The organism is Peredibacter sp. HCB2-198 (assembly GCF_045999315.1).
In the GTDB taxonomy this organism is placed as follows: Bacteria; Bdellovibrionota; Bacteriovoracia; order Bacteriovoracales; family Bacteriovoracaceae; genus Peredibacter.
The window spans coordinates 3,204,467-3,230,270 of the sequence record NZ_CP174607.1 but is presented as its reverse complement, the minus strand read 5'-3'; the positions used below and the strand labels follow the sequence as shown (position 1 = coordinate 3,230,270).

The 25,804-nt window shown below is 41.3% G+C and carries 28 protein-coding genes; 12 read left to right on the top strand and 16 right to left on the bottom strand.

The window, feature by feature from the left end:
* Positions 1-55 precede the first annotated feature (55 nt).
* Entirely contained in the window at positions 56-463 is a 408-nt protein-coding gene (locus ACJVC5_RS16395) for a hypothetical protein (RefSeq protein WP_408096618.1), read from the top strand.
* Positions 460-1,701: a hypothetical protein gene (locus ACJVC5_RS16390; protein ID WP_408096617.1), complete on the top strand. Its 1,242-nt coding sequence runs from the start codon at positions 460-462 to the stop codon at positions 1,699-1,701. Before ACJVC5_RS16395 ends, ACJVC5_RS16390 begins: the two co-directional genes overlap by 4 nt.
* 44 nt (positions 1,702-1,745) lie before the next feature.
* On the opposite strand, the gene ACJVC5_RS16385 is transcribed toward ACJVC5_RS16390, so the two are convergent.
* The 3 genes from ACJVC5_RS16385 to ACJVC5_RS16375 form a co-directional block, all read right to left on the bottom strand.
* Positions 1,746-3,890 carry a S8 family serine peptidase gene (locus ACJVC5_RS16385; protein ID WP_408096616.1) on the bottom strand — a complete coding sequence of 715 codons (2,145 nt, stop codon included), beginning with the start codon at positions 3,888-3,890 and terminating at the stop codon, positions 1,746-1,748.
* Between the two features lie 8 nt (positions 3,891-3,898).
* The gene (locus tag ACJVC5_RS16380; protein ID WP_408096615.1) at positions 3,899-4,933 is read right to left on the bottom strand and encodes a S8 family serine peptidase; all 1,035 of its coding nucleotides are present in this window, start codon (positions 4,931-4,933) and stop codon (positions 3,899-3,901) included.
* Positions 4,934-5,062: 129 nt separating this feature from the next.
* Positions 5,063-5,866 (bottom strand): Fpg/Nei family DNA glycosylase, encoded by an 804-nt coding sequence (locus tag ACJVC5_RS16375; protein WP_408096614.1) that lies wholly within the window; start codon positions 5,864-5,866, stop codon positions 5,063-5,065.
* 819 nt (positions 5,867-6,685) lie between these two features.
* On the opposite strand from ACJVC5_RS16375, the gene ACJVC5_RS16370 reads away from it, so the two are divergent.
* Together ACJVC5_RS16370 and ACJVC5_RS16365 are read left to right on the top strand one after the other, a co-directional pair.
* Positions 6,686-7,369 (top strand): hypothetical protein, encoded by a 684-nt coding sequence (locus ACJVC5_RS16370; protein ID WP_408096613.1) that lies wholly within the window; start codon positions 6,686-6,688, stop codon positions 7,367-7,369.
* 306 nt (positions 7,370-7,675) lie between these two features.
* The gene (locus ACJVC5_RS16365) at positions 7,676-8,065 is read left to right on the top strand and encodes a hypothetical protein (protein ID WP_408096612.1); all 390 of its coding nucleotides are present in this window, start codon (positions 7,676-7,678) and stop codon (positions 8,063-8,065) included.
* 198 nt (positions 8,066-8,263) lie between these two features.
* Here ACJVC5_RS16365 and ACJVC5_RS16360 read toward each other — a convergent pair whose 3' ends face one another.
* Both ACJVC5_RS16360 and gnd read right to left on the bottom strand, forming a co-directional pair.
* Positions 8,264-9,274 (bottom strand): hypothetical protein, encoded by a 1,011-nt coding sequence (locus tag ACJVC5_RS16360; protein WP_408096611.1) that lies wholly within the window; start codon positions 9,272-9,274, stop codon positions 8,264-8,266.
* A gap of 93 nt (positions 9,275-9,367) precedes the next feature.
* Entirely contained in the window at positions 9,368-10,327 is a 960-nt protein-coding gene (gnd, locus tag ACJVC5_RS16355) for a phosphogluconate dehydrogenase (NAD(+)-dependent, decarboxylating) (RefSeq protein ID WP_408096610.1), read from the bottom strand.
* A gap of 89 nt (positions 10,328-10,416) precedes the next feature.
* Between gnd and ACJVC5_RS16350 the strand changes: the two genes are divergently transcribed.
* Both ACJVC5_RS16350 and ACJVC5_RS16345 read left to right on the top strand, forming a co-directional pair.
* A complete protein-coding gene (locus ACJVC5_RS16350; RefSeq protein WP_408096609.1) occupies positions 10,417-10,776 on the top strand; it encodes a sensory rhodopsin transducer in 360 nt (119 codons plus the stop codon).
* A gap of 154 nt (positions 10,777-10,930) precedes the next feature.
* Positions 10,931-11,485 carry an SRPBCC family protein gene (locus tag ACJVC5_RS16345; protein WP_408096608.1) on the top strand — a complete coding sequence of 185 codons (555 nt, stop codon included), beginning with the start codon at positions 10,931-10,933 and terminating at the stop codon, positions 11,483-11,485.
* Here ACJVC5_RS16345 and ACJVC5_RS16340 read toward each other — a convergent pair.
* Complete coding sequence (locus ACJVC5_RS16340; RefSeq protein ID WP_408096607.1) at positions 11,450-11,827, bottom strand: DUF1622 domain-containing protein; 378 nt, start codon at positions 11,825-11,827, stop codon at positions 11,450-11,452. The genes ACJVC5_RS16345 and ACJVC5_RS16340 overlap by 36 nt on opposite strands.
* 135 nt (positions 11,828-11,962) lie before the next feature.
* On the opposite strand from ACJVC5_RS16340, the gene ACJVC5_RS16335 reads away from it, so the two are divergent.
* Complete coding sequence (locus tag ACJVC5_RS16335) at positions 11,963-12,208, top strand: sensor histidine kinase (RefSeq protein ID WP_408099249.1); 246 nt, start codon at positions 11,963-11,965, stop codon at positions 12,206-12,208.
* Here ACJVC5_RS16335 and ACJVC5_RS16330 read toward each other — a convergent pair.
* The 4 genes from ACJVC5_RS16330 to ACJVC5_RS16315 form a co-directional block, all read right to left on the bottom strand.
* Entirely contained in the window at positions 12,205-13,068 is an 864-nt protein-coding gene (locus ACJVC5_RS16330) for a LysR family transcriptional regulator (RefSeq protein ID WP_408096606.1), read from the bottom strand. The genes ACJVC5_RS16335 and ACJVC5_RS16330 overlap by 4 nt on opposite strands.
* A 58-nt stretch (positions 13,069-13,126) precedes the next feature.
* Complete coding sequence (locus ACJVC5_RS16325) at positions 13,127-14,260, bottom strand: MFS transporter (protein ID WP_408096605.1); 1,134 nt, start codon at positions 14,258-14,260, stop codon at positions 13,127-13,129.
* Between the two features lie 4 nt (positions 14,261-14,264).
* A complete protein-coding gene (locus tag ACJVC5_RS16320; RefSeq protein ID WP_408096604.1) occupies positions 14,265-16,001 on the bottom strand; it encodes a DEAD/DEAH box helicase in 1,737 nt (578 codons plus the stop codon).
* 90 nt (positions 16,002-16,091) lie between these two features.
* Positions 16,092-16,916, bottom strand: a complete 825-nt coding sequence (locus ACJVC5_RS16315; RefSeq protein WP_408096603.1) for a hypothetical protein — start codon at positions 16,914-16,916, stop codon at positions 16,092-16,094.
* Between the two features lie 233 nt (positions 16,917-17,149).
* Between ACJVC5_RS16315 and ACJVC5_RS16310 the strand changes: the two genes are divergently transcribed.
* The 3 genes from ACJVC5_RS16310 (at position 17,150) to ACJVC5_RS16300 (ending at position 19,628) form a co-directional block, all read left to right on the top strand.
* The gene (locus ACJVC5_RS16310) at positions 17,150-17,767 is read left to right on the top strand and encodes a hypothetical protein (protein ID WP_408096602.1); all 618 of its coding nucleotides are present in this window, start codon (positions 17,150-17,152) and stop codon (positions 17,765-17,767) included.
* A 68-nt stretch (positions 17,768-17,835) separates the two neighbouring features.
* Positions 17,836-19,068, top strand: coding sequence for a cytochrome P450 (locus ACJVC5_RS16305; RefSeq protein WP_408096601.1), 1,233 nt, complete (start codon positions 17,836-17,838; stop codon positions 19,066-19,068).
* Entirely contained in the window at positions 19,065-19,628 is a 564-nt protein-coding gene (locus tag ACJVC5_RS16300) for a hypothetical protein (protein WP_408096600.1), read from the top strand. The genes ACJVC5_RS16305 and ACJVC5_RS16300 overlap by 4 nt, the downstream gene beginning before the upstream one ends.
* Positions 19,629-19,649: 21 nt before the next feature.
* On the opposite strand, the gene ACJVC5_RS16295 is transcribed toward ACJVC5_RS16300, so the two are convergent.
* Genes ACJVC5_RS16295 through ACJVC5_RS16270 form a run of 6 tightly spaced genes read right to left on the bottom strand, consistent with a single transcriptional unit; the run spans position 19,650 to position 22,394 of the window.
* Positions 19,650-20,417, bottom strand: coding sequence for a YoaK family protein (locus ACJVC5_RS16295; protein ID WP_408096599.1), 768 nt, complete (start codon positions 20,415-20,417; stop codon positions 19,650-19,652).
* Positions 20,398-20,883 (bottom strand): hypothetical protein, encoded by a 486-nt coding sequence (locus ACJVC5_RS16290; RefSeq protein WP_408096598.1) that lies wholly within the window; start codon positions 20,881-20,883, stop codon positions 20,398-20,400. Before ACJVC5_RS16290 ends, ACJVC5_RS16295 begins: the two co-directional genes overlap by 20 nt.
* A 53-nt stretch (positions 20,884-20,936) precedes the next feature.
* Positions 20,937-21,254, bottom strand: coding sequence for a hypothetical protein (locus ACJVC5_RS16285; RefSeq protein ID WP_408096597.1), 318 nt, complete (start codon positions 21,252-21,254; stop codon positions 20,937-20,939).
* Between the two features lie 53 nt (positions 21,255-21,307).
* Positions 21,308-21,430, bottom strand: coding sequence for a hypothetical protein (locus ACJVC5_RS16280; protein WP_408096596.1), 123 nt, complete (start codon positions 21,428-21,430; stop codon positions 21,308-21,310).
* Positions 21,420-22,022, bottom strand: a complete 603-nt coding sequence (locus ACJVC5_RS16275) for a carbonic anhydrase (RefSeq protein ID WP_408096595.1) — start codon at positions 22,020-22,022, stop codon at positions 21,420-21,422. The genes ACJVC5_RS16280 and ACJVC5_RS16275 overlap by 11 nt, the downstream gene beginning before the upstream one ends.
* Positions 22,023-22,070: 48 nt before the next feature.
* Positions 22,071-22,394 (bottom strand): hypothetical protein, encoded by a 324-nt coding sequence (locus ACJVC5_RS16270; RefSeq protein ID WP_408096594.1) that lies wholly within the window; start codon positions 22,392-22,394, stop codon positions 22,071-22,073.
* 155 nt (positions 22,395-22,549) lie between these two features.
* Between ACJVC5_RS16270 and ACJVC5_RS16265 the strand changes: the two genes are divergently transcribed.
* Positions 22,550-24,094, top strand: coding sequence for a CotH kinase family protein (locus tag ACJVC5_RS16265; protein WP_408096593.1), 1,545 nt, complete (start codon positions 22,550-22,552; stop codon positions 24,092-24,094).
* Between the two features lie 67 nt (positions 24,095-24,161).
* Positions 24,162-25,802 carry an AMP-binding protein gene (locus ACJVC5_RS16260; protein WP_408096592.1) on the top strand — a complete coding sequence of 547 codons (1,641 nt, stop codon included), beginning with the start codon at positions 24,162-24,164 and terminating at the stop codon, positions 25,800-25,802.
* Positions 25,803-25,804: the final 2 nt, after the last annotated feature.

Sequence of the window (25,804 nt, the reverse complement as noted above, 5' to 3'; positions counted from 1 at the left end):
AGAATATTTCAAGTTTCTTAAGGTTTTTCTTACAAATGTCGTTAAATGCTTTCGTATGGGGAAGCTTTATTTAAAAGATATTCTCGACCGAGATATCTCTATCACTGTTGATTTTAAAAATTTAACCAGCGAAACCGCTGTGATTAGCGAAATTGCCATGTCTGGTGTCTCGGCCAATGGCTGTGTTCTCAAACTTCCCGCCAAGTCTTGCTCTGATGGACACCAAGTTTTACTCCGACTTCTGGTAAACAAGGAAGAGGAAGGTCCCCCTAAATCAAAAAGAATAGATATCATCGGCAAAGTCATGAAGCTGGAACCGACTGCTGGGACAGAGCTCGAAGTGACCATTCAATTCAATCAATTCATCAAGGAAGAGTGGAAATATATTCTAGACTCATTAGAGAGAAAGCAAGAAATCATCACGCAAGTGATGGATAAGCTTAAAACCACTGATAAGTTATGAGTGATTTATTTAAAAAATGGAATTTTTTAATCGTCAGTGCTCAGATTTCTCAGCGCTCAGGTCTGAGGAAATTGTTGCTTGATATTGGTGTTGGTTATAATTCCATTGATGTCGCGGCCAATATAAGTCAGGTAGAGGAGAGACTCGCTAAGGGTGTGGTCAACATGATCATTACCGACGATGAGATTGCCAATGAGTCGGTGGCAGATAGAATTCTGAATCTGCATATTAAAAACAATCCGGTTAGTAGGGAAAGGTTCTTTCTACTAATGGTGAATAATCCAACTCCTTTTTTAATGGCCGACTTCTCGCTTAAGGGCGGAAATGTCATTTTGAATAAACCGTTCAGGAATGAGACCCTGATCTCTACTTTGCATAAGGAATTGTCAGAGAGAGAAAAGGCCTCACCTGATGAAATCATATTCTCCAAAATCCAAGATGCCATTGCGATGAAACAACTGGATGAGGCCTTTCAAAAAGCTCTCACATTTCAAAATGAACAATCTTTCTTTGCTTTGTTTTCGAAGGCCCTGGTTCATGAGGCCAGAATGGAACTTGACCTTGCCTATGACAACCTGGTTAAGGTGTTTAATAAGAAACCAGATTTTAAAGTCTTAGTTAAAATCGTGAAGATTGGAGTGACCTTAAAGAGACATAGTGAGATGTCCCATTTTGTGGAAAAATGGATCAGCGAGTTTCCGATTCATCACGAATCAATTCCGGATATTACTCGAATTATCATAGTGAATGCGAAATATGAGTTATTAAATGACATTTTCGCATGCCTTTCCAAATATAAGATTACCGATAACTTTGCCAAAATCCCGATTGCAGCGGGATTTGTCATGGCGGCCGTTAATTATGCCAATGCAGAAGATAATGAACTGGCGAGAAGTTACGCTCACAAAGGCATTGAATATTCTTGTAACAAAAGAGGGATATTATTAAGGGCGATCAAGGTCTTAGCAAAAGCGGGACCGCGTTCTGAAGTAGAGAAAGTGTATCTTAAAATTGAACAGCAAGGTTCACAAGTTGAAGATAAAATTTTTGATCTTATGTTGAAGGACATGATTTATCCCAAAGATAAAGTTTTGAAGGACTGTTACAAGCTTTTAGGGGAAAAGATTGTTCATGTGGACTTATATAAGATAACGATCGAGTGTATGAAACAGTTGGGGCGTGATCCTCAGGATCTCATTCATCAGGCCAAACAGGTCTTCCCTGATGAAACCTTTTAGATAAGATACACCCACAACTGATGACAGCTGTGGGTGTAATGAAGCTATTTTAGAATAATTTCTTGAAGATCTTTACTCTCATCTCTCTTACCATCTGAGTTCGTAGGAGAGTAAAGCACCAATCCTTTAGAACTTTCAGATTTTGCTAAATCAACCTTCTTACTTTCATTGGCCTCAAGAGAGATCTCTTCTGGCATCATCTTAATTTCGGATTCATTGACATTGATTGAGTGCCATTTGTCTTTACCCGCAAGGAAGTCATCTAATTGAGTTGAGCTTTCATTGGTGTCAATGCTCGCCATTTTAAATTTGATTGTTCCTGCATCTGTCTTCGCTAGGGCGCCAAGTTCAATTTCCATGACAGAGACAGAAGACATGTTGTAAGGGACGTATGTATTAAGACTAATAACTGCTTTTCTGTAGTCTTCAACTTTACCTTCTTCATTCTTAATCTCACTAGTATCACGCATTTCATCATTCTGGCGTGTACCACCTTGGCTCAGGCGCTGATAAACTTCGAATTGGTCTCTTAGGGCACGGGCCTTATGAGCATCTAATAAGTAAGAGTAGAAGCCATCTGGTACAGCTTTATTCAGACCTGGGAGTAGTTCTGCCTGAGCAGCGATCCATTCTTGGTCAGCAGTGCCGTCGTTGTCTGAGTCAATAAGAACTGAAACTTCACAGGCCTCCCAGCTACTTACTGATTCATAAAGTTTAACACCCAATTGTAGGTAAACTTTCTTTTCTTCTTTCTCTTCAACCTTTTCAGTGCGAGTGACAAATCTGTAACCGGCCGACTTGATATCACAAGCGCGTGAGCGGATATGTGAAAGGGCACCTAGGTCTGGCTTTCTAACGTCAGTATCAATGAGGTTAAACGGAAGTACACTTCCTTTCATGGTGCTGTTATTTTTAAGCATAACTGAAAGGTTAGAATCATTGTTGTTAACTGCCACAGGGACAATCTCGGAAGACTGGTGAATGACCGCCAGAACCGGGAAACTCGCCATTAATTTTCCTGAGTCATCAACTAGCTTAATGAAGCCTTCATAGTTTGAACGATCTTTATCCGTTAGATTTAGATTAAAATTCAAATTCAGGTCTAGTTTACCACCGGCCTGAATTGTAAATTCACGAGACGCTTCATTCAGAGTCAGACCTGAAGTTAAATCTGTCTTAATTGAGAAACGAACTTCTTCAGAAGTTAAGTTGGTTAAAGTGATCTGCTGCTCTTTTACTTGGTTCGTAAAAAGATCGACTTTTCCAAGGGAGAAGCTGCCTTTAGAAGGAAGTAGCTTCGCATTTAGGGCCTTCATAACATCAACACGTCCAGCACCTTGAGACATTACTGGATAACGAACACCTTTCTCGTTACTGATGATTTTCGCTGTACTCATTAGAATGTGTTTGTGATCAAGTACAGAAAGATTTGGGAAGCGTTGTTTGATCAGCGCCATAACTCCGGCCATGTGTGGAGAGGCCATTGAAGTCCCATTTAATCTTTCACCTTTATTACCACCACCTGCTTTGGCAGATGTAATTTGCTGACCAGGGGCCACGATCTCTGGTTTAATCAGACCGTCTTCTGATCTTGGTCCTCTTGAAGAGAATCCAGTAATGGTGTCGATAAACTCAGATCTTGAGAATTTGAATTCAGTCGAGAACGAGAATGTAACTACTTTCTGGGCCTTTAGGGCCTCTTGGATTTTCTGGCCATGGGCCTTTGAAATCATCACAACCGGAATGGTCATGACTTCATCGCCACTCATGGTAGAAGGTTCTTCGTCTTTGTTGTTTGCTAAAGCAATTCCGATAGCACCGGCCTTAAAAGCGTTTGCAGATTTCTTGGCAAAAGTTTCTCCACCGCGGTCCACAAGAGCAATTTTCCCTTTTACTGCGGCCGCAAGTTCTGCATTTAATTCTTCATTGGCCAGACCCACGTAAACGATTTCACCAGAAACGACTTCACCTTCTTCAAGCTTCTTTGAGAAACTTCCAAATACAGAAATAATATTTTCTTCAGCTCCATCAATTGATAGTTTTGAAGCATCGACTTGAGTCGTGTGTAACATGTCATCAATACCGGCCGCTACTGAAAAGGCCTCGACTGCAGTACTTGGAGCACCTACGATGTAAGGAACACTTCCTGAGTTACCGGCAGCAGCGACAAATGAAACCCCGGCCTTCACAATATTTTTTACAGCTTCAGCGTAGTTAATTGATGGTTTACCGTAAGGCCACCAAGAGAAAGATTCACGATATCCATTTTATCGTCAGGATTTAAATCACCATTTGGATCTACTGCGTATTCTAGCCCGGCAATAACAACTGCATCACCAGTCGAGTTTTGACCGAACACTTTAATGGCATACATAGTTGAGTCTGGTGCCACACCATCGTATGTATTCACTCCGTCACCGTGTCCTGCAACAGTACCCGCGACGTGTGTCCCGTGACCATTGTAGTCCAGCGGGTTCATATCAGGTTTTGGAATTCTGTGCTCTTTATAAGGAGAAGATGGTGAGTAGAGATCACCAACAAGGTCAATACCACCAACAATTTTGTCATTCGGGAAGCTTGATACTTCTTTGGTTGCATCAATCTTTTTGTACTCATCAACACTACCGCTACCGCCGAACATCGTGTGAGTATAGTCGATACCGGTATCAAGGATACCAATTCTTAGACCTTTACCTGTAAGTCCCATTGATTCACGGGCCTCTTTGGCGCCAATAAAGCTCACTGAGTTTTTTTGAGTAAGGTCTTCGATAGTTTTGGCCAAGGCCGCTTTAGAACTATTGAGAGTCACTGGACTTGGAGAATTAAAGAGCGCCATCTCTCTTACATTTTTTACCATAGGAAGCTGGTTTACAGCACCCATGACTTTTGGATGAGCAACAATCGTAACAGAGTTCATTACAAGCTTTGTGCTGTAGAGAACCTGGATGCTTGGATCAAGTTTCTTGATAGATTCAACAAATTGTTGTTGTTGTGAAAGGACAAGTGCTTTTTGGCCTTCATTGATTTGGATGTCTGCTCCATTATAAGAAGCGGATTCAAGTAGGGCCGGAGCTTCAAGACGAACCATGAAGGTTGAAACTTCAGCATTCACTTCTCTAATTGAAATCACATTTGAGTTTACCAAGTCCAGTTTCTTCATTTCGTCCGGCGACGTATTGAACCCACATGAAGCAAGAAGGATGAGAAGTGATAGAGAAGGAATGGCTTTCATCTTACTGGTCCTTTTATAGTGTCTAAACTTTCGACACCCGTTAAAAATACAGAAATTCGTCTTTAGAAATTCTGTAAGTTACGGGCCCAATTTCATTATTAAAGGAAGTAAGAGCAAGATTGATACCAGTTACTTCTGGCATTTTGGACAGTAGTAAGTCCCTCTTTGAGCTAAAATAATTTTCTTCACGAGAGTCTTCTTACAAAGCTGGCAGGTCTTCTGATAAAAAACCACTAAGTGTTGAACTCCTGCGCCGTATTCACCAGTCGTATCGCGATAGCCACCTTGGAAAGTGGTTCCACCCGATTTAAGCGCGGGCTCTAAAACTTGTTTAATGGCCTTAAGAATTTTTGGGAATTCATCTTTTTTGATTTGTTTACATTTGCGAGTGGGGCGAATGCCCGCGCGAGCGCAGATCTCGTTAGCGATGTAGTTCCCAGAACCCGCGAAGAGTTTTTGATCTAAGAGAGTCACCTTGAGTGCTCGTTCAGGATAACGTTTAATTGCATTAGTCAGATATTCAAGATCAAAATCTGGATCGGCCAAATCAAGGCCCAGTTCAGCGAGCTTATCCTTGGCCTCTTCAGCGTTGTAATAATACATGTGACCGAAGCGGCGGGGGTCATCGTAAGCTAGCGTGTGCTTAGGCCCTTTTAAAGTCAAATGGGTGTGTTTGGTTGCCTTAATGGATTCACCCACAAGCCACGTACCGGTCATCCCTAAATGCGAAAGAAGGTGAGACCCGTCATCGAAGATGAGATCGAGCATTTTGCCTTTGCGTTTAATCGTCACCAGAGTTTTGCCAATGAGATCTAGGTTTGTGTGAAGGATGTTTTGCTTTAATTGTGGAGTCGTAGCGACTGAGTCTATCTTCAAAGGGAGATATTCGGAGAGTTGGAGGCGGATTGTTTCGACTTCGGGAAGTTCGGGCATAATGTAAGAATACGATTTTGTTGATGAAATTGGAAGCGGTGCCTGAATTGTTTTAATTCGGGTAAGCCCCATGATTTCAACAGATTGGATTCAAGAGTTCTCCCTAAGAAAACTTTATTAGAGGTTTTTAGATATACACGCTAGTTTGATTGAAGAATCGCTTACAAAGGCAACTTCATGTTTCACTATTTGTTGGGTCTGTCATTAATTATTACAGGATCTGTAAAAGCACAAAGTGAAAATCCTGTGTGTGAAAACTATTATTTGGAGGGCACAGAGAAACCATACGTTTTATGTGACTATGATTTTGGAAAAGAGAAAGAAGAAGTATTCATTTCTAAGGAGTGCACCTCATTTACATGTGATGCCTATAAGGCCTACGTGTCGGCGTTAACAATAGAACACCCTCAAACTGAAACGGATCAAAATTGGGGAACAATTAATTGCAAAACCTTGAATGGAACTCCTACATATCTTAGTTATAACGGACAGAGATCGGGAGAGTTACTGTTTTGCAGGTTTAGTGATTATTCTTTTATTGCGGTTTATTTTCTGAATACTTCGCGGATTAATTGGAAATAAGAGGATACTAAGGACCCTCCTCAGTGAAATATCAGTAGAATTCGGGAAGTATCAGGAACTCAGGGACAAGATTAGCTTTCACTCTCAAAACGCCGAAACCATTCAAAACCTATTCACCCTCGGCCTACTTCGGGTAGTTCTAAAATGGTGTACAACCTTCTGAATAAGAATTCTTAAGAACAATAAAATCCTATTACGTTTATAATGTAAGTATTAATAAAACTAAAGTGAGAACTATTGAAAGACTCAATTTCAGTCGGTCGAATTTTGTTGGCAGTATTTATTGGTGGAGTTGTTTATCCGGGGCTCGCTCTGATCGTTAATTCAATAAACTGTTCTTGTGGTATTCAAAAATTTGTTTCCTCAGGAGTCTTGCCTTTAATTCTAGTGGGAATTGGTTCTTTCTTTAGCGTAAAGGACTTGAAGAAATGGGAAATGAATTTTCTTGTTGCTTTGAGTGTTATCCTTGTTATCTATGCATCTTTTAGAGTTTTTTTAACAGGTAGTCTTGAGCAATTATTTGAAGAGAGTTTTATAAAATTTTGTGTTGCCTCTGGAATTTTCGGATCTGTTGGAGCCATGATAAAGGTCGTTAGTTTGAAGTCGAAGCTACCAGAGTTTCAGATTAGTAAAACTCAATCTTATGAACAAGCCTTAAATTATCGTATGCACCCTGTAATGCGGTTTTTGTCAGGCCTTATGGGAAGTGTATTTGTCTCAACTCCTGTACTTATTTTGTTCGCTAGTCACAAGGACAAAGAGATATCTGAGTTTCCTGATGGAATGATTGTATTTCTGATTTTTATGATGGTCTGTTGTGTTGGAATGGGGCTGCTTTTTCTTGCATATGCAATTCCTGGTAAGACTCCAGAGCTGATACTTCGTTATTTAAAAAAACAAGCGGAAATAAAAGATAACTAGATTTGATAATCGGTGATTTCATGGAAAGATGGCTCAGATCATACATTACCAGTTTTTTACCTTTCACATTGGAATTGAATCGACTATCTGATTCAAAAGGAACCTCGCGCGAGATTAGCCTTTGGTCAATTGGGCTTGTTGGACTTTTGGCATTTTTAACTATTCTTACTTATTTAATAGCGCTTTACAGGTTCAACCCTACGACGAGAAGTTTAAACCTTCATCCTGTTTATGGTTTGCCAGGTGTTGAGAATGCTGCTCCTCCAAGTATGAGTCAAGCAGTATGGGGAGTTAAAGGGGCTATAGATGGCTGTAAATAAAATTAAAACATTTCTTTTTATTCTCATAACTATGTCGATCCTTGTACTTGTCGGTTTTGTTTTTCAATACAAATATAATGATAAAGTAGCTTCATCACAGGGACATCGACTTCTGGAAGATTTTTTCAAAAAACAAATGCAAGCTAAGAAATTGAAGGGTAGTTTTGAGCAAATTATTAATAATTTGGATTTGAAAATAATTCCTCAAGCTAGCTTGTTAGTTTCCACGGGCCAAAGTGTGATGGGAGTTCATTGTGAAAAATGCCATATCTCCCCTGGCAGTTTTTATGTGATGTTTGTTATGCTCTCTAATGAGAAAGCATATACTTTGGTGTTAGATAATCATGGCAATTATGAAGAGGTTATTAAGGATTAGTTATATTCCTAGGAAGGCGCCAATGGCGCCTTCCTTATGAAGCATCCATAAATTTCGGGAAGTATCAGGAAATCAGAAAATAGAGAAGAGATCAGTTTTTACTCTCAAATCATCAAAATAACTTCAAGCTTAAATCCTCAACCCACTTTGGGTAGTTCGGGCATTACTTATCTTATCCTAAATCAACTAATTTTGAACTTATTTATCCACACAAGAAGCTGTCCCAAAGTACTCAGCATCTTTAAAGAATCGTTTCATATACTGATATTTTTCCGGACAACCTTTGTAGAGACGACTCGGATTATAACGATAGGCCACTGCTGTTTCCGCAAAATCCTCATATGGATTTTTACTTCCATATTTACCTACCATGCAATTGCGTTTAGATGCGGTCCAAGTCGAATCATCTGAACCTTTCCACCCACTAAGGCCGAGCCATTCTGGTGAAGTATCAAGAATTTCTTTTTCTGTAAGCATGTGAGCTACTTCATGGAAAATCGTTTGTTGTCTTTCCCAGCTACTAGCTTTGGTCCAGGGGTCATAAACTTGCACATCAGAGCTTGCAAAAGTTCCGGGTCTGAAGTCCGGATCCCATTTCCCGCGAGTGTAGCGAGTAAGCTGACGATTTCCACCTGCACCTATTGGGCCCATGGCGCGAGGGAAATCTTTAAGCGCGATCAGAATGTCATTCATTTCACTTTCAGTGAAACGAGTGGCATTGGGAAAGCTATACTCAGAAGAGTTAAATCCGAAGTAAAGGAATAGATAGCTTAATTGCTTTGCGTATTTAGAACCCCAGATTTTTGTCATGGCACAGGCCACTTGATTACAGTCCGGGTTAATACTAAAAAGCGTCTGGAAGTTTTTTGGATTTTGATAGTTTGTCGTTAGACGTTCAAACATTTTTAGCATTCGAGGATCATCTTTAAGAGTCACCCCATTGATGGTTTTCTCTTGGGCTTCTCCTTGACTGTTGGCCATAATGACATCATCCATATCTTCAATGGACGGCGCACTTATCGTTTTGCAAGGAGCTTTCTGCATTTGCACACCTGTCGATGTCCAAAGAGCTAGAGGGGCCATGATGGATTTTAATAAAGCTTCTTCTGAAGGTAATCCAGGTGGAAGACATTCTTCATCATGCTGTTCACCAACATGGGCGAATGAGATAAACGAGTGGATAAGGAGAAATAACATGAAGTATTTCATGAGATTCTTATCGGAAGAATGATAAATAAAAATAGTATGGGGAATTTCTTTTGAGAGTCTTAAGGAATCCTGTGATTTAAGCTAGTCAGGCCTTCATTGAATACCTCCAAAAGAGGAATTAATTCTGCTTGTATGTCGTTCATTCTCAAGCTCTTTTTTCTGCCCGAATGGATGTCCTCCAAAACCGTGTCGCATAAGTGAAATGGCCCGATGATCGAAGCCATTCTTATCACGAGAGCGGAACAGCTCCATTACACTATGTGAGATCACAGGAACGGGCACCTCAAGTTCAAGGGCATCCTGTATGAGCCAGTTAACTTCACCGGTGTCTTCTATGTAATCTGGAATTTTTAACATCCCGGCATTTTGTTGGTATTGTTCGGCCATGAGATCCATTAACCATGAGCGGATAACAGATCCATTACAATATGTTTTGAAGACCGCATCCATATCAATGGGAAGAGTTGTTTTAAACTTTTCAATCAGGGCCATGCCCTCACCAATCGCTTGGAGCATTCCAAATTCAATTCCATTATGGATAAGTTTGATAAGATGACCGGTTCCAGATGGACCAATATAGGCAAATCCATTAGGAGCGGAGATTTTTTCTAGAATAGGAGCAATTTCTTCAAAGGCCTCTTTGTCTCCACCAACCATGAAACATGCACCTTCATTAGCACCGGATACTCCGCCACTGGTACCTACATCCAGAAGTCTGATGCCGTTCTTTGAAAGTTCTTTATGCCTACGGATGGAATCACCCCAATAAGAGTTTCCACCATCAATAATGATATCATTTTTATCCATGAGTTTTGCCAGATCTTGGATTAAATGTTCAACAGCTTTTCCCGCCGGTACATAAAGGAATATCTTTCGGGGTCTCTGTAAAGATGCCACAAGATCATTTAGTCGCGTGAAGATTTGAATATCTGTGTTTTTAAACTCGTCGCCGACCTCACCTAAAGTGAAAGCACTGACTTTGATATTTTTATTCAAAGATTGAAGGGCCAGCCCTCCGCCCATCCTTCCTAATCCGACAACTCCGATCTCCATAAGAACTCCTTTGTCGATTTTCAAATTAAGGATGGGGTCTTGCTTTGTCATGACACACAAACATAGCCTTCTATATCTGGAGGTGCTAAATGGAGATTGGGAAAAATAACTGGGCCATTGCAGAAGGGTATATACCTAAGGAAAGTCATGGGAAATTTCCAGAGCTTGAAAGTCATGAAACTGTTTGTATGTTGAATGCCGGAGATTCCCCTGCCAATGTTGAAATCATGATCTATTTTTCAGATCGTGAACCGCTAGGACCTTTTCATGAAGTAGTGGAGGCCAGAAGAACCAAGCATCTTCGATTTAACTCTCTTGAAATTCCAAAAGGGAAGGATTTTGCGAGTACCATCAAATCCGATGTTCCAATTGTTGTTCAACATACAAGACTGGATTCAAGACAAGCTGAAAATGCTTTGATGACGACAATCGCCTACGCTCAAAACTAGGTATTTATAGGATTCGTGAGGGCCTCAATGGTTCTTTGGATTGGACCAAAGTCATTTAGTCTCGTCTCTTTTAAGCTCTCTTTTAGATGCTAAGACGGCCCTCTCGGTTCATTCTGAAGCTGAATGAGATATAGCGAGGTTGTTATGAAAAATTTTGGCAGAGACAAAAAAAGTAGATCAACTAAAACACCAAAAGGTCAAAAATATTCACCTTCTGATGATAAACAAAAAAGAACGCGCTAGGGGGGTAGGTATGAATACAGATTTATCAATTATGCGACTCATTCCTACTCAAAGAGAGGAACTGTTTGATTTTTTCGTTAGACCAGACTTATTAGAGATGTGGGACTACCCTGAAGGTATGTCTTTAAAAGTTCCTGTTTTAGTTCCTAGGGCCGGTGGAGAGTTTCGATTTGAATATACTGGCGAAAATAAAAGTATAGTTCTTTTAGGCAATATTAAAGAGTTCATGCCTGGTACAAAGTTGGCCGATGTTTGTGATGTTCTTGATCAGAATGGAAACAAAATATTTGGCAATTTAGAGACCTATTATACTTTTAGTGAAAAGCCAGGAGGAACGCTCGTTACAATCACTGAAAGAGGATTCCCTGATGAGAAATCAAAGGTGGAATGGGAGAAAGTCTGGAATCAGTGTTTGGATCGGTTGGGTAGTTTATTTCGTAATAGAGAAGTTTTTGGAACTCTCTGATGGCTTGACTTCCTCTTTCGTGGTCAATGTCTCCTTGCTCAAAAAGTAATTGAGGGAAGTTCTGATGGCCGCTACTGCAGCAAGTTTTCCTATCTCTTCGAAGGAGGGGGCAACCGCTGTCCTTAGCAGATCTGAGGCCAGTTGAAACTCTAAACCCAAGGCAAGAAAACGACCTAGGTTAATTCTAATACTTAAAAATGAGTGCTTTGAACTAGGTCTAATGCCATTCATGACATATTGAAAAAAGCAGACAACGGTCCCAGTAAAGATGACAATTGTGGCACCGGCCTCGGTCAATCGCACGAGACAGGCAACGACAGTTCTTAGCAGCTCTTCACTCATAAGGACCTCAGCAATACTCTTATCTGCAATAAAAAGTTGGGCAAGTGTTCATGCACAAATAGAGGATAATGCCTGACTATGATGGTGATTTTAAATTGTTCTTAAAAATTAGCAAAAGGATTTCCAAAGCTTTTTATTTTTCATTGTCTATTCAAGACACTTTTTGAACCTTTTAGACGAGCTGAAAATGCTTTGAACAGTGGTAAAAAGGGATGGGGACTTGGCCTCTCATTGGTAAAAGGGATTGTTGAGTCCCACCATGGTGAAATTGAAGTTGATAGCAGCGATGCCAAAGGCACAATATTTAAAATTACTCTTCCTAACGGAATCAATATCTCCGAAGACAATAGTACAGAAAGAAGAATCAATTTTCCTGATTAAATGGTTCGCAACGCTTTAGCAATCTGACGGTGAAGCTTTGAATCTTCATTGTTAGTTTTATGGACAAGATAGACAGGTTGAAGTCTATCTTTGACCGGAATAGGACTTTGAATTTCATGGAGACGATATTCGGCCAATAACATTTCATTATGGGCCTCAACAATAAAAGACGGAAGATAAGCGACGGCATGTCCTCTGCGACAAAGTTCCAGTGCCGACTCCATAAGAGTCACACGATAAGACACTTTTCTTGGTATTTTATGATCGGGCCATCCATCGAGACCGGTGACCTTAGTTGGAGCACCTTCGACTGGATCTAAAGGCACTACAAAGGGTAACTCGCCCAAAGGTCTATGAAGCATTTCCTTTCTTCCATAAACGGCCATTTTAACTTTTGTGACCTCTGTTAAATCAAGTCCAGATTTGGGAATCGGAAGATAGGTGATCCCAATATCAATTTCATTTCGTAAGAGTGCGTCTTCCATTTTTCCCGGACGCAATTCAAACAGTTCCAAATTTTGGAAATCCACTGTGTTCGCCAAATGTTTTAAAAAGTATGTGGAAAAGACCTCGAAGGTTCCGATTCGGGTAGGCTCAGTTATTTCCTTGCGGCGAACTTTTTCCTTAACTTGTAGCCATTGAGTGAGCAGAGATTTTGTCTCAGCTCTCAGGGCCTGTCCCGCGGGAGTGAGTTTTAACCCTCGACCTTCCGGTTCAATGAGCTTCATCTCAAGTTCTGTTTCTAGTAGTTTTAGTGCCTTTGAAAGAGCTGGTTGAGAAATGTGTAAAACTTCTGAGGCCCGTACTAGAGAGCCGGTTTCAGCAAAGACATTGAAATAGCGAATTCTATCTATATCCATAAGTTAATTAATTATGACATTAATTAGCCTGTAGTCAATTGTCCTGTTTGTTAAAACTTCAGCTTCTCTTTCTTGAAAGAACAGCAATAAGGAGTCCCATCAAAGCAATAAGTGTAAATGAGATCCTTAAACTTGAAACGCCGGCCACCCAACCGATAAGTGGTGGTCCTAAGAGGAATCCAAAAAAGCCAATGGTAGATACGGAAGCAATGGCAGAACTTGGTGATAAGGGTGTGGTTTTTCCGGCCTCACTCAGAACCATGGGGACCACGGCCGAAACACCTGATCCTACTAACAAGAAGCCAATGAGTGATGGAACAAGATAGGGAAAGATCACCGCCATCATAAGACCTGTTGCGATCAGACAACCACTTACGAGAAGAGTTTTTTTCATTCCGAACTTTTCTCTGAAACCATCCGCAACAAATCTTGTTCCGGCCATGGTTGACATAAAGGCCACATAGCCCGCACCGACCCAACCACCTTCAGCATTAACAACTTTCTTAAAGTAGATCCCGCTCCAGTCAAACATGGCCCCTTCACAGATCATAGAAAGAAAACAGATGACTCCTAAGATAAGGAGTGATTTTTCAGGAAGTTTAAAAAGACCAGTACTCGCCGCTGATTTTTTCGGTTGATCCGGAAGAAGATTTGAAGACGCAATAAGGGCCATGATGACAATGACAGCGAAAATAAAAAGGAAATGCTGGTAAGGGACATAGTTCCCTTCAATCATGAAAGCACCAACAAAAGCGGCCACAAATCCTGCAAGACTCCAAAGTCCGTGCATAGAGGCCATGATGGAGCGTTGGTAGATGGTCTCAATTTCTACTGCCTGAGTGTTCAAGGAAATGTTAACGAGATTACTCGCAAGACCAAAAAGCATCAGGAGGATTGATAGCTGCCAAACAGATTGTGCTAACCCTAAAGTCACTAGAAGGGTTGGGTAAAGGAGGATCGCACCAAAAAGAACTTTTTTACTTCCAAATCTTGAAACAAAGGCCGCGGCCAGTGCCATGGAAAGAATAGAACCGATTGGGAGTGTTAAAAGGAGAGTTCCTAATTCAGCCTCAGTGAGAGAGTGCATGTCCTGAATGGCCGGGATGCGAGATCCCCATGAAGAAAAACACAGGCCATGGAGGAAAAACATACAGCTAATGGCCCAGCGGGAGCGCGATTTATTGGATGTCATGAAACTAAAGTTCCTCAGCAAAAACCTTCTCAGTTATCTTCCAAAATTTATCCTGCTTTCTCGCGATCACAAAAGAAGGCAATCGCAATAGCTTTTGATACTTAATCACATCTTGAGGAGTTGTCATCGCCGTGGAGAGTTCTGGACGTCTTAAGTGTGAGCGTAAAAAGTTGATCTGAAATTTTTTAAAAGAAGAAGGATTATTAAAAAAGTGGGCCTCGCTTAAATACTTGGCGTCGGCATCATAGTATCTCACTTCTAAGTAAGGATTAGAGTTTTTATCTAATCGTTCTTCGAAGGTGATTTTGTCCGGTGTGAGAACATGAGCGTTCTTAGAGAGCTTGGCCTGTTTTAATTTTGAATCTGCATCAATAAGTGTCGCATCACATTTTTCACAGGCCCGGGCCGTGACATCATTTTCAGTTCCACAGGCATGACAAAGTTTATAACGGAAGCGGTAGCCACATGGGGTGACTTGCAAGGTCGCCACATCATGGTTGGCCCCACGACATTTGCGGCCATAATGCTCAATGATGTCCCCATCGTAATCTGTTAGGCCCCAGAATGTATTCTCAAAACCGCACTTAGGACAAGGTACAAACACCGGCACAGACTCTTTAGCGGGTCGTTTATCGCTAATTTCAGGGGTGTAGATGTCATGCCCCATTCCTGTATAATCCAGAATAAAGCAATCAGTTTTTCCTGGCTCAAGACGAAGTCCACGTCCCACAATCTGTTGATAAAGGCTATTAGATTCTGTTGGACGAAGAATTGCGATAACGTCCACGTGAGGAGCATCAAAGCCCGTTGTTAGAACAGACACGTTAACGAGATATTTGAATTTTCTTTCTTTAAATTCTTGAACGATTTCATCTCGTTCAGAAATTTCTGTGTCACCCACCACTAAGCGGGCCTCTCCTTCCGGTAGGTGAGAAAGAATTTCTTCCGCGTGCTTAATACTGGCACTGAAAATCATTACCCCTTTGCGATTAAAGCGTTCGGTAATGTCGATAATGTTTTTTACAATGAGGGGAGTAAGGCGTTTTTGGTTTTTGAGAAGCTCTTCCACCTCAGATTGGGTGTACATCCGATTTTTCTCAGAGAGTTCCGAGAAGTCATAACAAGTTACTGGGATGTCCACTTTCACTGGCGGAGTGAGAAACTTATTTTTTATCATGTAGCTCAGAGGTAATTCATACAAGCACTGTTTAAAGAAGCGCTTCTGCTCTGTTTTAAGCTCACCAGTGTGAGAATACTCATAGATCCAGCCAAGACCCAAACGATACGGAGTCGCGGTTAGACCTAGAATACAAATATTGGGATTGTTCTTCCGAAGCTTCTCAATGACTTCTTGATATTGGGTATCACCGTCTTCGGCCACGCGATGGCACTCATCAATAACCAGGAGAGAGAAGCCCTGGAAGAATTCTTCCGGCGCTCGGGCCACGGATTGCACACTTCCGAAGATGGCCTTTTGGTCCCAATCCTTTTTCCCTAGGCTTGCTGAGAAGATTCCTGCTTCCAGACCGTAGCTCGTGTATTTCAGATAGTTTTGTTCAACGAGTTCTTTCACGTGAGCGAGAACCATGACTCGTCCTCGAGCAATTCGCGCCATTTCCGCAATGACCAAACTTTTTCCTGCTCCGGTAGGAAGAACAATCAAAGCTGGATCACGCTTTTTCTGAAAATATTTAATGGTATTATCAACAGCTTCCTGCTGATAAGGTCTGAGCTGATACATGGACAAATTTTAATCTAAGGGAAGGGAGATGTATATCCTCTGCAACAGGCAATATTAAAATATGCCTGTTGCAGAGGAGTAGATGGTTATTTATTCGTTTACAATTTCATCTCCAGCATCCAGGTCTTTATCTCCGTCATCTTTTCCAAAACGAGCTTCTTGCCCAATGCCCATACGAAAACAAGTATATAGATCAGAGGCGGTAGGATGAATTTCTGGACATGGATTCACCGCCGGAAATCTTGAAGCAGAAGTGATGGTTGTGTCTCCGCTAATCCCTGATAGGTCAATCTTTTTAAAAAGATCGGCCATTCTGATAACGGCAAGGAGATCTTTGTCTCTTTCAGGCACAACTGCATTTGGGCCACTAATTTGAAAATCAGTGGTTTCGTCGGCCGCAAAGATTAGATTATGGGAATTAACGACTGCATTGAAGTAAATGCTTTTCCCACTTAATGCTGCTGGAGCATCGGCCGGAATAGAATTCCCTTTATGCAAAAGCATTTTGACTCGACGTAGACCTTCTTGCGGCAGAATAATTTCTCCGAAGGAAGCGGGTTGATCACTCAGCAGGTTAATGTGAAAAGGTCCATTGTAATGAGCAACATTGCTTGCATTTGAATCTTCTGATTCGGAAGATTTAAATTGAATGTGTCTCAAGACAATCCATGCCTCATTGAGATCAACATTTGATCCATTAGCATCAACTAAGGGGGCCGGAGTTAGAGCAACTGCAGACGGAACGAGAAAAGAAAAAGCTTTCTGCAGTTGATTTTGAGCAACTGCGTTTTGGCCAGAACCAGTCACGGCGAAATTGGTAGAGACAGAATTTGAGCTTGATGAATCTTGGTTACAGCCGGTAGCAAGAACACTGATCATGATTGAGCCAAGAGTGGCCTTGAGATAAGCTTTCATACTTAATCCTTTAAGTGTTTTAAGCTTTTGAAGAAACGTGCAACATTGAGCTTAATGAATGAACTCGTTAAGAGAATTTTACCAGGCCCAAATCTCAATGCACGGTTTTTTATGAAAACGACCCTTTTTCAAGCGATTATATCTTGTTTAAATCTTATTTGTTTTCGCCTGGAATCAGGACTTAAATCCTCATTATGTTTTAGATCGGAATAAAAATTCGGATAATCATTTTTGTGAACGAATCACTAATAACCGCCAAAGAAATTCCCAACGGTTTTACCTGGACTCTCGCTTCAAGACTTGGTGATATGCTGACCTATGCTGAAGAGATGTATGGTCCTCGCAATAAGGACTTTACGATTCTCGGGATTGAATTCTGTGAATCGGGGCCAAGAATCTGGTATCCGAAATCCAAAAAGAACATTGTTATTCAATTGTCTTATTCGGCCAAGATCTCTGAGACCCTGGCCCTTTATCAGCTAGCTCATGAGTGCATTCATTTACTGTCACCTTCAGGAGGGTGCACCGCCAATGTTCTTGAAGAGGGTCTCGCGGTGTATTTCTCCTGGTGGTATGTTGAAAAGACTCTGGGAGAAACGGGGCAGAGTATCACCGATTCAGAGGCCTATAAGATGGCGGGACTTTTGGTGGAGAAGGTTTTAAAACTCAATCCAGAGTTCTTTCTTGAGGCCTTTGCCATTTATCCAAAGATCTGGGAAATGACTGAAAATCAAATTAAAGGGCTTTGCCCGGAGCTATCTGCTAGAGATTTGGCCTTATTGGCCATGCCTTTTAACACTCTTCAAGACCTCTTGAAAGAAGACCTTGGTATATATAATTGCCTATATTAACTATATTTGTCATAGAATATATCTATTTAACCAAATTCGATATGAATGGGTCACCAAAAGGGAGATCCATGAAAATCACTAAGTCCGGCATGTCATTTTTAGATTTCAAAAAGAAGGCCTCTACCGCTGAGTTCCCAGATGCATTCGCTAACTATATTCGGAGCTACGGTGAAGTGTATTTTTGGGAGAAGGGTAATTTTCATGTAATCACCAAGAGCCAGCACGCAAAAGAAATTCTCACTAGCGATGCTTATAGTGCTGATCGAGGTTCGTTCTTTATTTCGCGTATGCCTAATCTTGATCTTCGTTTGATTCAGGACTTTTTTGGAGTTGTGAAGAAAATGATGGTAATGAGCGATGATCATACCCATACGAATATGCGAAAGCTTGCGGCCGGTGGATTTGAGGACCATATTTTAGAAAAGTTTACGGCCAAGCTTCAAGCAACTGTCAAAGGTCTGGTTAATGACATTAAAGACCGGCCCCATTTTGAATTCGTAGAAGCGGTGGCGAAGAAATTACCTTCCGTCGTTCTGGCCGATCTTTTTAGTGTCCCAGAAGACGATCGACCTCAGTTCCTCCAGTGGTCAAATACTATGACGGGTTTCTTTGGTGGGGCCTCTCAGTACAGGAATGAAGATGGGATTGAGGTTAATACCGCGGCCCTTTCGCTCAAAACTTACTTTACGAAACTTATTGATGAAAGACGCAAAAATCCTGGAGAGGACTATGTTTCTATCACTCTTCGTGCTCAGCCCATCTTAAATCTGACAGATGATGAAGTCATCTCTCAGTTAATCATGATGCTCGTGGCAGGCATGGCCACTACCACTGACCAGATCAGTAATATTATGTTCCTTTTGGCCACAAATCCAAAGGTTCAACAAGAGGTAAGAGAAAATGTCAGCTTGGTTCCACAAATGCTTGAAGAATGTAAGAGACTTGATCCCGCAGTTACCTTTATTTTTAGAGTGGCACGAAAAGCGACCCAAGTTGGAAATCAGCCCATTCTTCCTGGGGACGTTATGTTTATCTCCTCTCATGCCATTAATCGTGATCTTCCTCTTGATCAACGCCCAGAAGAATTAAATATCCATCGCAAGGTTCCAAACTTTGCTTACGGACATGGGCCCCATTACTGCATTGGAGCGAAGCTTGCGCGAATGGAAATGAAAACTTTATTCGAGGAATTGTTTAAAGTCATTCCTGCTTTCGAAGTTGATTCAGCCATGGAATCTGTACGTGATCATTATTCGTTATCATTTTCAGGCTTCAAAAAATTACATTTGAGACTGGCATGATTGAAACTTACTGGGATGAGGTCTTCGGAGAGTTTAAGGTTGGAAATAGGGAGTTTGATATTCCTGGTTTTCCCGAACCTCTCATGTCGGTTCATTTTGGAGTGAGGAATGTCGTTGGTCCTACAAATAAGGTCTTCACTCAGAGTTTTAAGCTTTGTGTGTTTCCACCTGCTTCGTTTGAGATCAGATCGAAGCAAGAAACTTTGAATGAGGCCATTCACAGTTCGATTTTCTGGGAATACCAAAAGCAGCATAATTCTAATGCAGTAATCTTTATAGAAAGACTATTACCTTTCCTTGCAAAGCTTGATACCCCCCATTTTCATTTCTATCTGGAAGATCAGGAAGGGATTTATGCCTCTGCCATTGTTGGCGTTTCAAAGAGTTCTTGTTTTCTTTTTAATCTTTCAGTTTCAGAGAGAAAAAGAAATCAGGGCGTCGCAAAGACCATTTTAGAAAGTATCCGTGGGACCTTCTTTGATAGACCAGCTTTCTATTGGACAGTACATCCCTGGTTTACGTTTGATGCTAAAACAGAGGATTATCACATTTTAAAATAAATCTAAAAAAGGTGGCCCTTATCAGGCCACCTTCGCTTTTTCATGGGTCATACCTTGTTCTTTCTTCGCTTCATTATAATTAATAAATGAAATGGCCAGTAACCCTACAGATAAAACAAACGGGAAGATAAACCCAGAGTAGCCGAAATTGGGAAAGATAAAGGCGGCCACCAGTGAACCGATTGAAAAGCTCACAAAGGTAGCAAGTCTTACTGTGTTCACTCTTCTAGGCTCCGGAAACCTACTTTTGTGTCCTCCCCGAAAAAGTTTCGGAAGGTGCAGACCAATATCTGTCGCAAGCCCTGTTAAGTGTGTGGTTCTGATCTTTCCATAGGTCGCCCAGGTGGTCAGACCATTTTTCATACCGCAGACAAAGCACAGCAGACCAATGAGAATGATGTCGTGTAAATCATCTGATGGAGTACTAAAATCGCCAAACCATCCGCTGGTTCCCAAGAAGAATATCACCCCCAGAAGCATGGTGATCAAAAACTGCACCATTGGATAAGGCGGAATTTTTCCTTCATCATAATTTCGGTCTAAAATTAGTGATGGGATCATGGAACCGAATATAAAGGCCAGAGGAATGATTAAAAGTTCGGCCCCGAAGTAATAATCTTCATGGGCGAGTGAGACCCCCATTTGAGTTCCGAAACCTGTCACATGGGAAACGAATTTTCCTGTGGCAAGAAATCCGGCCGCATTAAGGTACCCGGCCTTGAATGACAAAAGCATCCAAAGGACGACAAATTTCTTCTTATAGAGATCACTAAGAAAGCAATGTATCATGTGGTCCTCCTACAAGTTCGGTGAGTTTAATTTTGCTCATCGGGGTTTTGTACTCGGCCAAAATAAATTTTGGCATTTGTTCTAAGGGACGATTTCGGAATTTTTGATCCCTGTAATTTTTGATAAAACGTTGGATCTTTCTTTTATGAGCGAGACAGTGTCTCTCTAAAAAGATCACATAAGGCGTTTCTGATTTATCAATGTGATCGTCCATGTGATTAAAAAAGTTCTCATTGATGGTCGCATTTTTTAAATACCAAACATCATTTGAACCCCAGTTAAAAACAATCGGTGGTGAGTTCAATGGAGGATCAAAAGAAACAACGACGCAGTGTTTTTTATCGTCAGCTTTTTTCTCTCCACCACGAATAGTTTCTACAAGTCCAAGGGCAGATTCAGAGTTATATAAGTTAATAAAATCCCGGTTCCTTGAAACAAGGAACTCCACAAATGAAGTACGTGACATAAGTTCTCCAACTTAAAATTTAATGAAGCAAAATGGATGAAATGAAGTGGAGACTAGAGAGAGGGAGGGACGTGGAAGATTTTGTAGTAAGAGGCGATGAAAGAAGGGAGTCTTTCCAGAAAGTTTACAGCATTCAGTTTTACGTTTAGATGAAAACGTGTGGGAATAAAGTATGGTTCGGCCGCATCCACTTTTTTGCAATGGCCATTATCTTCTGGCCGATCGTCAGACGTATCACTGTCCATATCAAAAAAGTTTTCGATGGAAACTGGCCCACCGATGCCTATGATGCCAGAGGCACAAATTCCTTTCGGTAGTGAAATACTGAAAGAAATAATAAATAAAAGAATAAAACTAAGAAGTCTTCTCACAATACATACCTGTCCATAGGAGTAAGGGGCCACTTAAAGTGGCCCTAAGAGGATTAGCGGAAGGCCCTCGCCTCGTCCCTGGTATCGAAAGTTACTTCATTGGGCTCATGGGAAGCACAACTAACAGTCAATACCATAAGGGCCAAGGTTAGTAGGACCGTAAGCTTAGCATTCATGATGATCTCCGATGAGTTCTACTTCACCTGTTGAAATGTCATAAACGCCGCCTACGATTCTGATCTCCTGGTCATTTACGAGCTGGCCCAGAATTTCTGATTTCTCGTGAAGATCACGCATTCCGGCCTTTACATTGTTTACTGTCACGTCCGCAACCGTCGCTCCGTTGTAAGCGTGAAATTGAATACGATCAGTAATAGTAGGCAAGTGACCAAGCTTTACGTTATCAAGGGCCCCTTTTATGGCACCACATCCGTGGTGGCCAAGAACCATAATGAGTTTAGAACCCACTACTTTGCAGGCATATTCGGCGCTTCCGATGATCTCCGGAGTAACAACGTTACCCGCGATTCGGATGCTAAAAATGTCACCCAGACCCTGATCAAAAATCAGCTCTGGAGAAGTTCGAGAATCCATACAGCTAATAATAACGGCGTATGGTCGTTGGCCTTCTTTGGTTTCTTGAACCTGTTGAAGTAGGTTACGGTTGATTCTCATATTATTCATGAAGCGTTCATTACCCTTCATGAGATTATCCAAGGCCTCGTCGGCCGGGGACTTAAAATTATATTTAACAGCAGCTTCCATCATAGGAACTCCTTCAAACTCAAAGTAAATGTTTAGTGAACGAACGATTAACTAAGAAAGAGAATGAGTAAGTGGAGGCACGTAGATGGAATGGATATAGGAATGGAAAAATGTGGGATAGTCATCCAGGAAGAGGTGAGTCCCTACTTCCGGCGAGAAAATATATTTTTGGTTGCTGAGGAAGTACTCAGTTTCATGAAATTCAATTTCACTATCTTCCTCGGTTTCCGGATCGGCCATATCATCAGCAAGGTCCAAAACGAGCTCCATGCTAATGGGCTGTTTCTCAACCTTAGGAAGGTCGATGTCAGTCTTAAGGAATGTAATACTTAAGACCACCATGATGAATGTGATGAGTTGTGCCAAAACTTTCATGGAATAGTTGTATTAAATTTTTTTAATCCTGTCAAATCCCTTGTTAATACAACAAGTTGGACGGGTTGCTGTGTCAGGCTTAAACCTGGGTCAAATACTTATGAAAACCCCTAAATAAGTCGAAAAGGAGGTGATGTTTCACCAGGAAAATACAAATGAGGCTTAAGCATTTCGCGGTTCTCTTTTTTGCCCTTTCACTGAGTGCTCATGCTCAGGAAGAAGAGAAAGATGGCAAAAAGAAATTTCCTAAAGAGGCCCGCATGAGGGCCCAGGAGCTTGTGAAGAAGTACGCTAAGCCTGGTGAGAATGTTGTCGTGATTGTTGTTCCTCAGGAAGACATGGATAAATTCTTTCTTGAAGATGCCACGAAGAGAGAGAAAATCGAATCAAAGGTCCTCATTGTAGATGATAAATCTGTCTTCAAAGGCAAGATCAGTCCTGGTGGGCAATCAACTCTTAAGGCCGCGACTCCTAACTTACGAGTGAAGAAACTTGAAAATGTATCTGGTGATCTTAATACGATTGCTGGGGTGGAAAATATTTCTGGGACCACCAGAATTAATCCACTCACTATGGATGAAGGTTATGCGGCCACAAGTTTCTATCAGAGATCTTTGAACAAATTTGGTCTCGTTCCAAAAGCGACTGAGGCATCACATTTTCAACTTTCAAATCAATACGCCAAAGTTGTGTATGTTCCTATTGATGAAAGCGGTAAATTACTTGAAAACAAAAAAGTAAGTGCGGGCCTTCACTTAGTTAATAATCATCCTGTGAAATTCCTTTCTGAGGCCCAATCTGATCGGTACTCCGTTGAGGCAGTCGCCCGCTCTCGCTATAACGTTGAGAACGTGACTGAAAAATTAGGAATCAAAAGGCCCGATCCTGAAACGGAAATCTTTTCTTCTTTAAATTCGAATAAAAAAACGTCTCCACATCGAGTGGAGATGAGTTGGTCAGCAGATGATGCTAAAAAAGCCGAACTTCAGAGGCTAATTACTGATATCTATGCGGCCCCAGTAAACTTATCAGGTGAAGCACTCTTTAAAGAGTTATCAAAGAAAATGGACCTGGATCAGATGTTCCGTTTTATGGCCTTTAACAATATTATCAGAAATGGCGATATCTCGGACGAGTACTTTTGGTTTACTCAGAAAGATAAAAAAACAGGGAAAACAATTTTGCGGATTATGCCTCAAGACGGTGATGACCTTTTGAAAGGCGTTCACATGTTTCCGTTTCATCCTCAGCAAGTTGGACTTATCGCTCGAGATAAATTGAAAATGTCCAAGGACTTTATTATTAACCTGGAAGATCCTCTGTTTCGGGCCATTAAGAATGATCCTTATCTTTATGAGAAATATCTCAATTCTTATAAAAAGATGGCAAAAGAGATTTCTTCATCAAAGTTTCTTGATACTGAGTTTAAGGCCATTGAAAAAGAACTCAGCAGTTATAGCAAAGATGCGGATGTTCTTTTAAGAGGTGCCACAGACGAAGTTGGTAGAGTTTACGATCAGGATTCATTCTCAAAAAGAATTGCGGCCATCAAGGCGGCGATTCAGGCCGAGGCCGATGAAGCATTGAAAAAAATTGATCTTGAAATTGCCAAGTCGAAGGGGCCTGCGGAAATTCAGAGAGTACGTGCCCATAAGATGAACTGTTTCAGGGCCAATTTAAGTAAGCTACTCAGTAAGTGAGTCGGGTATCCTTAAGTTTATAACAATCTTAAAAGTGATAGAATGAGATTCTTGTCCAAGGATCTCTATGAATCAATTATCTTACACTCAATCACCTTCACTAACACCACTACTTGGTGAAACCATTTGTCAGAACCTGAAAAGCACAGTCGAAAAATTCCCCACTGCTGATGCTTTAATTTGTCTGCATCAAAATTATAAAGTCACCTATCAAGAACTTTGGAATGAGATTGAACGGGTCAGTCGCGCTTTGTTGGGCATCGGCCTGAATAAAGGGGATCGACTTGCGGTGTGGTCGCCCAATCGTTTTGAGTGGGTCCTCCTGCAATATGCGACGGCACGAATTGGTGTCATCTTAGTAAATATCAACCCGGCCTATAGAAGCTCAGAACTTGCCTATGTGATCAATCAGTCGGGCAGTCGTTACTTATTTGCTTCTTTAAGATTCAAAACCAGTGACTATAAGGCCATGACCAACGAAGTGAGAAATGATTGTCCAGGACTCGAGAGGGCCTATTTCTTTGAAGATGATTGGGCGAACTTTTTAAAAGAGGCCGACAAGGTTTCAGTAAATGATCTTAATGAACGAGAAAATTCTCTTCATTTTGATGAACCGATTAATATTCAGTATACGTCAGGCACGACGGGCTTTCCGAAAGGGGCAAAGCTCTCTCACCACAATATTTTAAACAATGGCTTTTTTATCGGTGAGAGACTTCATTACACTCAAAGAGATCGGGTCTGTATTCCGGTTCCTTTTTATCATTGTTTTGGAATGGTGATTGGAAATTTGGCCTGCACCACTCATGGATCTTGTATGATAATTCCTTCGGAGAGTTTTGAACCGAAGAAAGCACTTGAGGCGGTAGAGAAGGAGCGATGTACTTCTCTCTATGGAGTGCCCACCATGTTTATCGCGGAGCTTGAACTAGAAAATTTTGATTCCTATGATCTAAAGACTCTTCGAACTGGTGTGATGGCCGGTTCTCCTTGCCCGGTCGAAGTCATGAAGAAAGTTCAGTCCAAAATGAATATGAAAGAAGTGAGTATTTGCTACGGGATGACTGAGACCTCTCCAGTGTCGCTTCAAACTGTGATTGGCGCTCCTTTAGAAAAACAGGTGGGCACAGTCGGAACCGCCCAAGATCACTTAGAGTTAAAAATTATTGATCCAGAGACCGGTCTTGTTTTACCTCGAGGAACTTCAGGAGAGTTATGCACGAGAGGTTATTCAGTGATGCTTGGTTATTGGAACAATGAGAAGGCCACCAAGGAAGTTCTTGATGAGGCCGGTTGGATGCATACGGGTGACCTGGCGGTGATGGATGATGAAGGCTATGTGAACATCGCGGGCCGGATTAAAGACATGATTCTTCGAGGCGGTGAAAATGTTTACCCTCGAGAGATTGAAGAATTTCTCTATACCCATCCTTCAGTTGAAGATGTTCAGGTAATTGGGGTTCCGAGTGAGAAGTATGGAGAAGAAGTCATGGCCTGGGTGAAAATCAAACACGGCATGAGTTGCACAGAAGAAGAGTTACAGGTCTTTTGTAAAAACAAAATCGCCCACTATAAAGTTCCTCGCTTTTGGAAGTTTGTAGAGTCCTTTCCTATTACGGCCACGGGGAAAATCAGAAAAGTTGAGATGAGAGAAGTGTCGATCAGAGAATTGGGACTAGAGGAAGTGGCGAAGATTAAAACTTCATAAAT

What these genes read in the sequence shown, in the direction of transcription:
- ACJVC5_RS16395 (WP_408096618.1), top strand. Translation starts at nt 56, where the DNA reads ATGGGGAAGCTTTATTTAAAAGATATTCTCGACCGAGATATCTCTATC.
- ACJVC5_RS16390 (WP_408096617.1), top strand. Translation starts at nt 460, where the DNA reads ATGAGTGATTTATTTAAAAAATGGAATTTTTTAATCGTCAGTGCTCAG.
- ACJVC5_RS16380 (WP_408096615.1), bottom strand. Translation starts at nt 4,933, where the DNA reads ATGAAAGCCATTCCTTCTCTATCACTTCTCATCCTTCTTGCTTCATGT.
- ACJVC5_RS16375 (WP_408096614.1), bottom strand. Translation starts at nt 5,866, where the DNA reads ATGCCCGAACTTCCCGAAGTCGAAACAATCCGCCTCCAACTCTCCGAA.
- ACJVC5_RS16365 (WP_408096612.1), top strand. Translation starts at nt 7,676, where the DNA reads ATGGCTGTAAATAAAATTAAAACATTTCTTTTTATTCTCATAACTATG.
- ACJVC5_RS16360 (WP_408096611.1), bottom strand. Translation starts at nt 9,274, where the DNA reads ATGAAATACTTCATGTTATTTCTCCTTATCCACTCGTTTATCTCATTC.
- gnd (WP_408096610.1), bottom strand. Translation starts at nt 10,327, where the DNA reads ATGGAGATCGGAGTTGTCGGATTAGGAAGGATGGGCGGAGGGCTGGCC.
- ACJVC5_RS16350 (WP_408096609.1), top strand. Translation starts at nt 10,417, where the DNA reads ATGGAGATTGGGAAAAATAACTGGGCCATTGCAGAAGGGTATATACCT.
- ACJVC5_RS16340 (WP_408096607.1), bottom strand. Translation starts at nt 11,827, where the DNA reads ATGAGTGAAGAGCTGCTAAGAACTGTCGTTGCCTGTCTCGTGCGATTG.
- ACJVC5_RS16330 (WP_408096606.1), bottom strand. Translation starts at nt 13,068, where the DNA reads ATGGATATAGATAGAATTCGCTATTTCAATGTCTTTGCTGAAACCGGC.
- ACJVC5_RS16325 (WP_408096605.1), bottom strand. Translation starts at nt 14,260, where the DNA reads ATGACATCCAATAAATCGCGCTCCCGCTGGGCCATTAGCTGTATGTTT.
- ACJVC5_RS16320 (WP_408096604.1), bottom strand. Translation starts at nt 16,001, where the DNA reads ATGTATCAGCTCAGACCTTATCAGCAGGAAGCTGTTGATAATACCATT.
- ACJVC5_RS16315 (WP_408096603.1), bottom strand. Translation starts at nt 16,916, where the DNA reads ATGAAAGCTTATCTCAAGGCCACTCTTGGCTCAATCATGATCAGTGTT.
- ACJVC5_RS16305 (WP_408096601.1), top strand. Translation starts at nt 17,836, where the DNA reads ATGAAAATCACTAAGTCCGGCATGTCATTTTTAGATTTCAAAAAGAAG.
- ACJVC5_RS16300 (WP_408096600.1), top strand. Translation starts at nt 19,065, where the DNA reads ATGATTGAAACTTACTGGGATGAGGTCTTCGGAGAGTTTAAGGTTGGA.
- ACJVC5_RS16295 (WP_408096599.1), bottom strand. Translation starts at nt 20,417, where the DNA reads ATGATACATTGCTTTCTTAGTGATCTCTATAAGAAGAAATTTGTCGTC.
- ACJVC5_RS16290 (WP_408096598.1), bottom strand. Translation starts at nt 20,883, where the DNA reads ATGTCACGTACTTCATTTGTGGAGTTCCTTGTTTCAAGGAACCGGGAT.
- ACJVC5_RS16280 (WP_408096596.1), bottom strand. Translation starts at nt 21,430, where the DNA reads ATGAATGCTAAGCTTACGGTCCTACTAACCTTGGCCCTTATGGTATTG.
- ACJVC5_RS16275 (WP_408096595.1), bottom strand. Translation starts at nt 22,022, where the DNA reads ATGATGGAAGCTGCTGTTAAATATAATTTTAAGTCCCCGGCCGACGAG.
- ACJVC5_RS16270 (WP_408096594.1), bottom strand. Translation starts at nt 22,394, where the DNA reads ATGAAAGTTTTGGCACAACTCATCACATTCATCATGGTGGTCTTAAGT.
- ACJVC5_RS16265 (WP_408096593.1), top strand. Translation starts at nt 22,550, where the DNA reads ATGAGGCTTAAGCATTTCGCGGTTCTCTTTTTTGCCCTTTCACTGAGT.
- ACJVC5_RS16260 (WP_408096592.1), top strand. Translation starts at nt 24,162, where the DNA reads ATGAATCAATTATCTTACACTCAATCACCTTCACTAACACCACTACTT.